General features: G+C 72.8%; 7 protein-coding genes. 6 read left to right on the forward strand and 1 reads right to left on the reverse strand.

Features of this window, described 5'->3' with window-relative positions:
• Window positions 1–7 precede the first annotated feature (7 nt).
• On the forward strand, window positions 8–373 hold the full coding sequence (locus ACT3UF_RS06590; protein ID WP_444608177.1) for a bleomycin resistance protein: 366 nt from the start codon (window positions 8–10) through the stop codon (window positions 371–373).
• 60 nt (window positions 374–433) lie between these two features.
• Here ACT3UF_RS06590 and ACT3UF_RS06595 read toward each other — a convergent pair whose 3' ends face one another.
• A complete protein-coding gene (locus ACT3UF_RS06595; protein WP_444608178.1) occupies window positions 434–2,818 on the reverse strand; it encodes a beta-galactosidase in 2,385 nt (794 codons plus the stop codon).
• Between the two features lie 333 nt (window positions 2,819–3,151).
• On the opposite strand from ACT3UF_RS06595, the gene ACT3UF_RS06600 reads away from it, so the two are divergent.
• From ACT3UF_RS06600 to ACT3UF_RS06620, 5 genes are all read left to right on the forward strand, one after another.
• Window positions 3,152–4,183, forward strand: a complete 1,032-nt coding sequence (locus tag ACT3UF_RS06600) for a LacI family DNA-binding transcriptional regulator (protein WP_444608179.1) — start codon at window positions 3,152–3,154, stop codon at window positions 4,181–4,183.
• Entirely contained in the window at window positions 4,180–7,500 is a 3,321-nt protein-coding gene (locus ACT3UF_RS06605; RefSeq protein WP_444608180.1) for a GH36-type glycosyl hydrolase domain-containing protein, read from the forward strand. The genes ACT3UF_RS06600 and ACT3UF_RS06605 overlap by 4 nt, the downstream gene beginning before the upstream one ends.
• A 212-nt stretch (window positions 7,501–7,712) precedes the next feature.
• Window positions 7,713–8,744, forward strand: a complete 1,032-nt coding sequence (locus ACT3UF_RS06610) for a Gfo/Idh/MocA family protein (RefSeq protein WP_444608181.1) — start codon at window positions 7,713–7,715, stop codon at window positions 8,742–8,744.
• Window positions 8,738–9,787 carry a Gfo/Idh/MocA family protein gene (locus tag ACT3UF_RS06615; RefSeq protein WP_444608182.1) on the forward strand — a complete coding sequence of 350 codons (1,050 nt, stop codon included), beginning with the start codon at window positions 8,738–8,740 and terminating at the stop codon, window positions 9,785–9,787. The genes ACT3UF_RS06610 and ACT3UF_RS06615 overlap by 7 nt, the downstream gene beginning before the upstream one ends.
• A 17-nt stretch (window positions 9,788–9,804) precedes the next feature.
• Complete coding sequence (locus ACT3UF_RS06620; protein ID WP_444502035.1) at window positions 9,805–10,740, forward strand: LysR family transcriptional regulator; 936 nt, start codon at window positions 9,805–9,807, stop codon at window positions 10,738–10,740.
• The last annotated feature ends 141 nt before the right edge of the window (window positions 10,741–10,881 follow it).

Here is a 10,881-nt window from a genome sequence, read left to right on the forward strand (position 1 = left end):
TTGCGGGATGACTGATCACGCCGTGCCGAACCTGCCCTCCCGCCGGTTCGAGGACACGATCGCCTTCTACGGCGGTTTCGGGTTCGAACTCGCCTTCCGGGACCCGGCCTGGCTGATCCTTCGCCGCGGAGAACTCCAGCTGGAATTCTTCCCGTTCCCGGATCTCGTGCCCGCGTCGAGCTCGTTCATGTGCAGTGTGCGCGTGGACGATGTCGACGCGCTGTACCGACAGATCAGGGAGGCGGGAGTCCCGGAGCGGGAAACCGGGTGGCCGCGCCTGCACCCGGTCCGGCCGAGACCGTGGCACCTGCGAACGGGCTATCTCATCGACCTCGACTGCACCCAGCTCCACCTGATCGAGAACCCGGCCTGAACGGCCCGGGGGCCGTTCCGCAGGGATCGGGAACGGCCCCCGTCGGCGGCGCGCGGGAACTCAGCCGAGGTGCACCCGCACAGGCCCGTCGGCGGTGACCACGGTCCGCCCCTCCGCCTCCGGCCGAACTTCGGCGGCTGGACCCTCGGCCCGCACGGGCGTCGACGACTCGAGAACCACCCTCAGGCGGTCCGCAGCCGGCGCGCCGAAGGCGAGCACGCTGTCACCGGCCTCGGTGACCTCGGCGTTCGCCTCCAGGATGCGCACTCCGCCGAGCTCCAGGCCGCGGGCGAGCAGGTAGCCGGTGTGCGGGGCGGGGCGCAGCAGCAGCTCCTCGCCGTCCAGCACGATGCGCACCTCGGGCCGGTAGCCGGTGATGTTCAGGACGTGCAGCGCACGCCCGCCCTCGCGGTCCCGGGTGGAGGTGGCGAACACGCCGGGCACCGAGCTGGTGAGCTCGAGGCCCCGGCGGGCACCGAGCCGGTCCAGCAGATGGCCGAACAGGCCCAGGTGGGAGGGGATCCCCGCAGCGAGCAGCACCGCCCGCCCGGCCCCCACCTGCGTCTCGATCCCGCACACGGTGCCATCCAGCGCGCTCAGCACGGGCGTCGACCGGGGGGCGTGGAGCTCCTGCCACCAGCCCACGCGGGTCTCCCCGAACACCTCCGGGGCCGAGGCGCAGGTGACCGAGGGGAAGAAGGAGGGGTCCTCGCGCACCAGCTCCCCGGCCCGGGCCCCGAGGGCGTCGGCGAGGATCCGGCAGGGCGCTCCCTCGAGGTCCTTCTCGGGCAGCACCCCGAGCATCAGCAGCCCGCCGCCCGCCTCGAGATGAGCCACCAGGTTCCTCTGCACCTGCGGGTCCAGGTGCGCGGAGCTCGCGAGCATCAGGACGGTGCGGGCCGAGCCGTCGGGCCGGGGCCGCATCTCACGGACGTCGACCGCATCGAAGCGGTGGCCGCGCAGCAGGGCGCTGCGGGCCAGGGCCTTGCGCTGCCCGGCGCCGCGGTGGGCGCGGAGGTCCTCGACCACGGCGGCCATGGCCTCGCTGCCGGGATGGGCGTACTCGGTGGCGTAGGAGTCGATGACGAAGGCGAGGGCGAGGTCATCGTGCTCCTCGACGCTGTCGGCGAGGTGCCGCTCGTGCAGCAGCAGCTGGTGCACGCCGGCGCGCAGCGGGGCGTAGGTGGGGGACTCCTGGCCCTCGGGGCCGATCGGGGCGGCGAAGCCGTGACGTCGGCCGGTGAAGGCGAGGCGGTCATTGCCGTCACCCACCGGCGTATCCAGCAGCGGGTTGACGCCGCCGGCCAGCAGGTAATAATTCAGCATCCGGTTGCCCTGGGCCGCGAACAAGCGGCTCTTGAGGTCCGCCGTCGAGGGCTCGTTCATCCGTTCCAGGCCGTCCCCGTAGTCGCCGGAGCCGGCCTCGAACTCGAGTGAGGTCAGCGGCTGGTCATCGTCGTGGACGGCCTGCTGCAAGGCGTTGATCACGTACATGTCGGTGGTCGTATCCAGCGTCATGTCGCCCACGTAGTGGTCCGAGCCGGAGAGGAATCCGGGGCGCCCGCTGTAGGTCTCCACCAGCTGGCTGATGCCGATCGGGAAGGACTCACCGCTGCCTCCGCTGGAGCCATGGATGTTGATCAGCAGCGGCACGCCCTCGATGCCGTGCCGGGCGGCGCTCGCCGCGAGCACGTCGACGTAGCGCGCGAAGCGGTCCCGCATGAACTGCGTGAGATCGTGCCGCAGGGGCCCGGCCCAGGCCTCGCCGGGGGAGCGGATGGCGCGGGCCCACTCCTCGTCGTGCTCGAGGGCGGGGTAGGTCGCGGCGGCGTCGGCGCGGTGCTCCCGGATCCATCCGCGCAGTTCGGCCAGCAGATGCACGGTGAGGTCGGGGGAGTTGGTGACCCAGGCCAGCATCCCGATCTCGTTGTCGAGCTGGACCGCGATCAGGGGGCCGCCGCGGGAGGGGAGATGCTGCGCCAGCAGCGGCATCACCGCCGCGTACCAGCCCTCGACCTCCTCGAGGAAGGCGGGGGCGAGGTAGTCGACGGTCGAGGTGGGGGCCGGGGATCCGTCCCAGCCCACCGGCACGATCTCGGGATGCTCGCGGTAGAGGCGGTGGGGCAGGCCCTCGTTCTTCAGTTCCGCCATCTGGAACGGGCCGGGACGGGCGATGAACCAGAGTCCGCGGGCCGCGCAGAGGTCGAGGAAGGCGGCCAGGTCGCGTTCGGGGCGGGAGCGGCCGACGAGGTCGATCGTGCCGTCCGGCAGCTCATGCCAGAGCCAGGGGATGTAGCTGGCCACGGTGTTGCAGCCGACGTCGGCGAGCTGGTCGAGGCGATGCTCCCACTGCTCGCGCGGGGTGCGGAAGTAGTGGATCTCCCCGGCGATGACCAGGCGGGGCTCGCCGTCGATGAGGATCCGGCGCTGGGCGATGTCGATCATGGGGTCCGCTCTCGGAGGGGGCAGCCGGGCGGGGGGAGCCCGGGCGGTGACGTGCCGAGCGGGGCAGCGCCGCCCGATGGATCAGCCGGGCGGGCAGCCCTGCCCGACGGTTCAAGAGCATCCATGTAAGCGGTTCCACACCGGGATGGCAAGGGTCCGGCGAGGATCGGCGGGGCGAACGTCGGGTGCTGGGCTCCGGGACCTTGCACGCATGGCAGCGGTGCCGTAAGTTCGGGGGACCCGGCGTGTAAGCGGTTTCATTCGGGGTGTCGCGAGGATGCGACGACTTCCCCCGACCGCCTCACCGGCCTCGAGACCCCACGGAGAGCAGACATGAGCCAGGACAGCGCACCGGCTGCCACCATCTATGCCGTCGCCCAGAGGGCCGGGGTCTCGACCGCCACGGTATCGCGCACCCTCGCAGGCAGTGCGAAGGTCGCCCCCCTCACCCGGGAGGCGGTGCTCGAGGCGGTGCGTGCGCTGAACTACCTGCCCGACGGCGCGGCCCGCGCTCTGGCCGGCCGCCGCACCCACGCCCTCGGCCTGGTGCTCCCGGACATCGTGGGCCCCTACTACGCCGCGCTGCTGGTGGCCTTCGAGATGGCCGCGAGCGAACGCGGACTCTCGGTGGTGATCTCTCTCGCCGGGGCCGGCAGCACCCCCGATCAGGCCGTGCGCACCCTGGCCGGGAACGTCGACGGCATCGCCTTCATGGCCCGCAGCGCCGCCGACGACGAGCTGATCGCCGAGATCGCCCGGCGCAGGCCCGTGCTCACCGCAGCCCGCTCCCGCCTCCCCGGCCGCGACGCCCTGTTCGCGGAGAACCGCGAGACCGCGGCGCAGCTGACCCGCCACCTGCTCGAGGCCGGGCACCGCCGGATCGCCTTCGTCGGCCGTCCCGAACCCCATTCCGACGTCGGCGCGCGCCTGCGCGGTGTCAAGGCGGCCCTCGAGGAGGCGGGGCTCGAGCCCGCCGCCGTGTTCGAGGTCGACTCGGTGGAGGCCGAGGGGCTCGCCGTCGCCCGCCGCATCGTGGCGGAGGAGATCGAGCTCGACGCCGTGATCTGCGGCAATGACGAGCTCGCGCTCGCCCTGATGCATGAGCTGCAGGACCTCGGGGTCGACGTCCCCGGGCTGATCGCGGTGACCGGCTGGGACGACGTCCTCGCCGCCCGCTACGTGCGCCCGGGGCTGACCACCGTCGCCCAGCCGGTCCAGGAGCTCGGCGCGCTCGCCGCACGTCGGCTGGCCGCCCTGATCGATGGCGAGGCCCCGCTCGAGGAGCCCGTCGTCCTGCCCTCCCGGATCGTGCATCGCGCGACCTGCGGATGCGGCACCCCCGGAGAAGGAGAGATGCTCCCGTGAGGACGACTGAGACGACGGCAGAGACCCACCCGGTGCTGCTCTCCGTGGCCGCCGAGACCACCAGCTCTGGCGACGCCCGCCGGCTCGACGCCGGCCCGCTCAGCCTGCTGCAGTATCCCGCCACGGAGGCCGGCTCCGGACCGGCCGCGGTGCACCTGCGCCTCCGGGGAGCGGACGGGTACCGCTCGCGGCCGCTGACCGGTCCCACCAGCGGCGGGAGCCGCCTGGCCGACGGAACCATCCTCACCGTCCACGACGACCTCGAGGCCCGCACCCGGCTCCAGGTCGCGGCCGACGGCGAGGCCTGGGCCTGGAGCGTCCATCTGCGTCACGGTGGTGACGCGCCCCTCGAGCTCGACCTGCTGCACACCCTCGACATCGCCCTCACCGAGCGGGAGGCGATCCGCCGCAACGAGCAGTACGTCGCCCAGTACCTCGACCTCACCCCCGTGCAGCTGCCGCAGGGCGGCGGCCGGGAGGCCTCGCTCGCCCTCGCCGTGCGCCAGAACATGCCCGGGCCCGCCGCACCCTGGGCGGCCGTGGGAGCCAGCACCCCCCTCGCCGAATGGGGGACCGACGCCCTCCAGCTGCTGGACCGTCGCACCGGGGAGGGCCTGGATCCCGCCCGCGACCTGCCCTCGGAGCGCCTGCAGCACGAGCACACCCTCGTTGCGCTGCGCACCGCCCCGCTGGTGCTCGCCCCCGGCCAGGAGTGGAGCGGCAGCTTCTGGGGCTTCGCGCTCGCCGATCATCCCGCGGCCACCGGGCCCCAGGACGCGAAGCTCATCCGGCAGCTGCAGGAGCGGATCGAGGCATCCCTGGCAGCGCCTGCTGCGCTGCCCGCACCGGCCGCAGAGCCCGCTGCGGCTGCGCAGCCCGCCACCTCCGAGTCCGCCACCTCTCCGCTCGCGACGTCCCTGCTCGCCGCCGCACCGCCGCTCGCGGTGCAGGAGGCTGATCATGCGCAGTGCGAGGAGTTCGCCGACGGGCCGCTGCGGCTGCTCGAGGAGGACGGACGGCTGCTGAGCGCCTTCTCCGACCGTGGCCATCTCGTCACCGCTGCCAAGGAGCGCCTGGTCCTGCGCCCGCACGGCCACATCCAGCAGGTCCATGGCAGCGGCACTGCAGACCTGGATACCGTCGCCTCGACGGTCTGGATGCGCGGCGTGTTCTGCTCCCAGCTCACCCTCGGCCACGCCTCCACGGGCGCCCTGACCACGGTGCGCCGCTCCTATCTGGGCCTGGATCGCAGCGGTGGCGTGCGCTTGCTGCTGCGCACGGCCGACGGCGGCTGGTCGCTGCTGTCCACGCCCTCCCTCTGGCTCACCGACGGCGCCTCCTCCCAGTGGCTGTACCTCACCGAGACGCTCACCCTGCGCATCAGCTCCGAGGTGCTTCTCGGGCAGGGCGCCATGGTGGACATCGAGGTCAGCGGCGAGCCCGGGCAGGCCGCGGAGCTGCTATTGGTGGTGGGCACAGAGTCCGCCGAGCTCGCGCTCCAGGTCACCGCAGACGGCTGTCCGGTGGAGATCGGGGACGATGCCGCCCTGTTCTCGGACGGCAGCGCGCACGGCACCGGACTGCTCACCGCCCGCCTCGACGTCTCTCAGGCCGCGCGGGTGCGGCTGCTGCACAGTGCGGTCGTCTCCGATGCTCCTGTCGGCGCGGGTGCTCCTGGCACCGCGGCCGCCGCAGCGGAACCGTCCGCCGCACTCCCGTCGGCCGCCTATCGACCCCGCCTGCCTGTCCTGCGCGGTGGCGGGGAGGAGGCCGAGGCGGTCGGCGAGACGCTGGGCTGGCTCGCGCAGAACGCCTCGATCCACTTCCGCTCCCCGCGCGGGCTCGAGCAGTACTCCGGTGGCGCCTGGGGCACTCGCGACGTGTGCCAGGGTCCCGTGGGCCTGTTGCTGGCCACCGATGAGCCGGCCGTGCTGCGCCGCACCCTGCTGAGCGTGATGGCGGCCCAGCAGGAGGACGGCACCTGGCCTCAATGGTTCGACTACCTGCCCGGATACACCGGGCCCGGGATGCGGGACGCCCACGGGGACGTCGTCTATTGGCCGCTCCTGGCCCTCGGGCAGTACCTCGCCGTGACGGGTGATCACGGGATGCTCGAGGAGACCGCCCCCTGGGTGGGCGAGCAGGCGATGGGAGAGCCGACCACGGTCCTGGACCACCTCTCCCGCGCCCTCGACCACATCGCAGGGCACCGCACCGAGGATCCGCGCCTGCCCGCCTACGGGCACGGCGACTGGAACGACTCCCTGCAGCCGGCCCGCCCCGAGCTCGCCGAACACATGTGCTCGACCTGGACCACCGAGCTCGAGATCAAGGCCCTCACCGTGCTCGCGGACGCCCTCGTGGAGGACGCCGACGCCCGCGGCGCCGAGCTCGAGCGGCGCTGCCGTGCTCTGGCCGCCGGCGCCGAGCAGGGCTTGCGGGAGCACCTGCTGGTCGACGGCGAGCTGGCTGGCTACGCGATCCTCGACGGCGGTCAGGTTGAGCACCTGGTCCACCCCAGCGACACCACCACCGGGGTGCGCCACGGCTCCCTGCAGATGATCCACGCCCTGGCCGACGAGCTGCTCACCCCCGCCGAGGCCCGTCATCACCTCGCACTGCTGCGCGATCACCTCGCCGGGCCCACCGGCCTGTACCTCTTCGACCGGCCCCTCAGCTATCACGGTGGGGAGATGCACATCTTCCAGCGCGCGGAGGCGGCGACCTTCTGGGGCCGGGAGGTGGGGCTGATGTATATGCACGCCCACCTGCGCTGGATCGAGGCGCTCACCCACCTCGGCGAGCCGGATCTCGCCTGGTCCGAGCTGCTGAAAGCGATCCCGATCGGACTCGGCCAGCGGGTGCGCGGCGCGAGGGTGCGCCAGGCCAACTGCTATTACTCCAGCTCCGACGCCGTCTTCCCCGATCGATACACCGCTTCCGAGAATCCTGGTGCCCTGTTCGCGCAGTCCACGGGCTTCGAGGGCGGCTGGCGGGTCTACTCCTCTGGGCCGGGCCTGCTGCTGCGCATCATCGTCGAGGACCTGTTGGGGGTGCGCCGGCGCGGGGAGCGGCTGGAGATCGACCCCGTGCTGCCCTCCGCACTGGACGGCATCGAAGCGGAGATTCCCTACGCCGGCGGCTTCCTCACCGTGCGCTTCCGCCGCGGGAAGACCGGCTGCGGAGTGCGAGAGCTGACCGTGGAGGGGCAAGCCATCACCGGCACGCCGCTCACGGCCCGCTACCGGGAAGCCGGGATCTCGGTCCCCGTGGAGCAGGTGCGCGCCGGTGCGGTGCTGGAGGTGCGGCTGGGCTGAGCCGCCCCTCCCGCCCCGCGCGGGGTCTGAACCGCATCGACCTTCTCCGGGATGCTCGACCAGCTCCGGCCATATTCCATAAAGGGGTTACATAATGTGTCTGCGCTGATAGCGTGCGGTGATGCACGCCATGACGACCGCTCGGCGGTCGCACCGTCCGGTGCTCTTCACCCCAGCGCCGACACCCCTCCCTGAGGAAGGACCGCCCGCGCATGACCACCACCCCGCACCCCGAGGCTGATTCCGGAGTCGCTGTGCCGCCCGAAGCCCCGCGCCCCTTGCGCGTCGGCGTCGTCGGCACCGGTGGGATCTCCCGCGCCCACCTGCCGGGCTGGGTCGCGCTCGGCGTGGACCTGCACTGCTACAGCGACGCGGGAGCGCAGGAGTTCGCCACCGAGTCCGGCGCCACCGTGCACGGCACCCTCGAGGAGCTGCTGGCCGCGGTGGACGTCGTGGACGTCTGCGCCCCCACCCCGGCGCACCCCGAGATCGTGCGCGCGGCGCTGGACGGTGGCAAGGACGTGATCTGCGAGAAGCCGCTCGCCCTGGACCCCGCCGAGGCGCACGACCTCGTCGTACATGCGCAGAGGGCCGGTCGTCGCCTCTTCCCGGCGCATGTGGTGCGGTTCTTCCCGCAGTACGCCGCGGCGAAGCGGGCGATCGACACCGGCGCCGTGGGGAACCTCGCCGTGCTCCGCTTCGAGCGCACCGGCTCCCTGCCGGACCGCTCCTGGTACGCGGATGAGGAGCTCTCCGGCGGCATCGTCATGGATCAGATGATCCACGACATCGACCAGGCGCTCTGGATCGCCGGGCCCGTCGACCGGGTCTACGCCCAGCAGGCGATCGCCGCCTCCGACGCCGCGGTCCGCACCGCCCATGTGGTCCTCACCCACCGCTCCGGCGTGCTCAGCCACTGCCGCGGCTTCTGGGGTCCGGCCGGCACCGCCTTCCGCTACACCTTCGATCTCGCCGGGGACGCGGGCCGCCTGCAGTACGACAGCGCCGGAGACTCCGGGATCGCCTTCGATGCCGTCGCCTCCGCCCGTCAGTCCAGCGGTGACGGCTTCCTCCCGGACGTCTCGGTCCTGGCCGACCCCTACGCCGCCGAGATCGTCGAGTTCGTGACGGCGCTGAGCACCGGCGCCCCCACCCGGGTGGATGCGGCCGACGGAGCCCTCGCCGTGGAGGTCTCCCGCGCCGCCCTCGAATCCCTGCACACCGGACGGAGCATCACATGCTGACCGCACGCCCCACTGATCCTGCTGGCCGCACCGACCCCGCCGCTCCCACGGAGCCCACCACCCCCGCACCGCTGAAGATCGCGCTGATGAGCTGCGCGCACACCCACGCCGTGAGCTACGCAGCGCTGCTCAGGGCCCGCGCCGAGGTGGACCTGGTGGTCGCCGATCCCGACGGCTACGGCGATGTGCGCGGGGTGCGCGTGGTCCCGTCCTTCGAGGACGCCTGGGCCGCCTGGCCCCAGGGCCCCGATGCCATCGTGGTCACGAGTGCGAATGCCCACCACAAGGACCTGGTGCTCGAGGCCGCCCGCCGCGGAGTGCACGTGCTGTGCGAGAAGCCGCTGGCCACGAACGTGCCCGACGCCGAGGCAATGGTCGCGGCATGCCGCGACGCCGGGGTGGTGCTGATGACCGCCTTCCCCGTGCACTTCGCCCCTGCGGTCCAGGCGCTGCGCACCGCGGTGGCGGACGGCACCCTCGGCGAGGTCATCGGACTCACCGGCACCAATAACGGCAAGCTGCCCTCGGCACGCGACTGGTTCACCGATGTGGAGCTCGCCGGCGGCGGCGCGATGGTGGACCACACGGTGCATCTGGCCGAGATCCTCGACTCGATCTTCGGACCGCCTGCGACCGTTCACGCGGTCACCAATCGCATCCTGCACGCCGAGCGGGCGGGGGAGGGCGCCGAGACCGGCGGCCTGGTCACCCTCACCTACGACTCGGGTGTGGTCGCGACCATCGACTGCTCCTGGTCCCAGCCGGCCGACGCCCCCACCTGGGGCGGTCTGCGGCTGCAGGCCCTCGGCACCGGCGGGCAGCTCCAGATCGACGCCTTCGCCCAGCACGTGGGCGGCCCGGGGCAGTGGCTTCCCTACGGGACGGACACCGACGCCCTCCTGGTCGACGCCTTCCTGGGCGCGGTGCGCGAGGGCCGGGCGGCGGATCCCACCGGTGAGGTGGGGCTGCGCACCGTCGCGGTGGTCGCCGCCGCCCAGGAGTCGGTGCGCACCGGCCAGCCGGTGACGCTCACGACGGCCTGAGATGACGACGGCCTGAGATGACAGAGCCCGGCACGGTGCTCGATGACCGCGAGCTGCGCTGCGTCCTGGCGGTGGCCCGCTCGGGATCGCTGCGCGGCGCCGCCCGCCGGCTGGGCCTGGCCCCGTCGGCCGTGCAGCGCACGATCGTGGCAGTCGAGCGACGCTTGGACGGGGTGCTCTTCGAGCGGGACGTCGCCGGGGCACGGATCACCACGCTCGGCCAGGTGGTGGTGCGCCATGCCCAGGAGCGCCAGGATCTCGAGGCGGGCTTCGCCGAGGAGATGGCCCGGGCCCGCACCGCCGAGGTCGGCGAGGTGTCCCTGGCCGTCGGCCTCGGTTTCCTCGAGGACATCGGAACCCGCGTGCTCGGCCCCTTCCATGCCGCGCACCCCGAGGTCACGCTGCAGGTACTGACCGGAGGCACGGACTCGATGGTCGAGGCGCTCACCGCGGACGCCGCCGACGTCGCGATCGCCCTGCACCCCGCGCCATCCGCCGAAGTCACCACTGTGCGCGCCCTGCCCCAGCCGCTCGGCCTGGCCTGCGCCGCCGACCACCCGCTCGCCCGCCGGTGCGCGGGAGGCGGGATGCTGCACCCTGCGGACCTCGCGGGGCAGAGGTTCGCGGTGATGCTGCCGGGCTTCGGCCTGCGCGCCCTGCATGACGAGTTCACCAGAGTCCACGGCGTCGAAGGCGACGTGGTGCTGGAGACCGACTCCCAGGCGGTGCTGATCGGCGCGGTCGCCCAGGGGCAGGCGGTGTCGCTGCTGCCTCCGGTGTTCCTCACTCCCGCCCCGCCCGCCAGCGACGTGGTGCTGCTCGAGGTCGCCGACGAGCACCTCCAGGCCGTGCGCGCCGAGCTGATGGTGCGCCGCGGTCGCCGGCTGCCGGCCGCGGCCCGTGCACTGCTGGACACCTGTGCGCAGTGGATGGACTCGCAGGCCGCCCGCTGACTCTGCGCGCTGAACCCGCCCGCTGACTCTGCGCGCTGAACCCGCCCGCTGAACCGGACGCGGTGTTCTCACTGGCGCAACACCCTGTCCTCCCTGGAGGGGCTATACGGGACAGCATCCAGGGCCCTAGTCTCCGAGGGA

The organism is Brachybacterium sp. AOP24-D1-21 (assembly GCF_052378665.1).
Taxonomy (GTDB): Bacteria; Actinomycetota; Actinomycetes; order Actinomycetales; family Dermabacteraceae; genus Brachybacterium.

Excerpts from the sequence above, each read along its gene's own strand:
- ACT3UF_RS06590 (WP_444608177.1), top strand. The coding sequence starts at position 8 with ATGACTGATCACGCCGTGCCGAACCTGCCCTCCCGCCGGTTCGAGGAC.
- ACT3UF_RS06595 (WP_444608178.1), bottom strand. The coding sequence starts at position 2,818 with ATGATCGACATCGCCCAGCGCCGGATCCTCATCGACGGCGAGCCCCGC.
- ACT3UF_RS06600 (WP_444608179.1), top strand. The coding sequence starts at position 3,152 with ATGAGCCAGGACAGCGCACCGGCTGCCACCATCTATGCCGTCGCCCAG.
- ACT3UF_RS06610 (WP_444608181.1), top strand. The coding sequence starts at position 7,713 with ATGACCACCACCCCGCACCCCGAGGCTGATTCCGGAGTCGCTGTGCCG.
- ACT3UF_RS06615 (WP_444608182.1), top strand. The coding sequence starts at position 8,738 with ATGCTGACCGCACGCCCCACTGATCCTGCTGGCCGCACCGACCCCGCC.
- ACT3UF_RS06620 (WP_444502035.1), top strand. The coding sequence starts at position 9,805 with ATGACAGAGCCCGGCACGGTGCTCGATGACCGCGAGCTGCGCTGCGTC.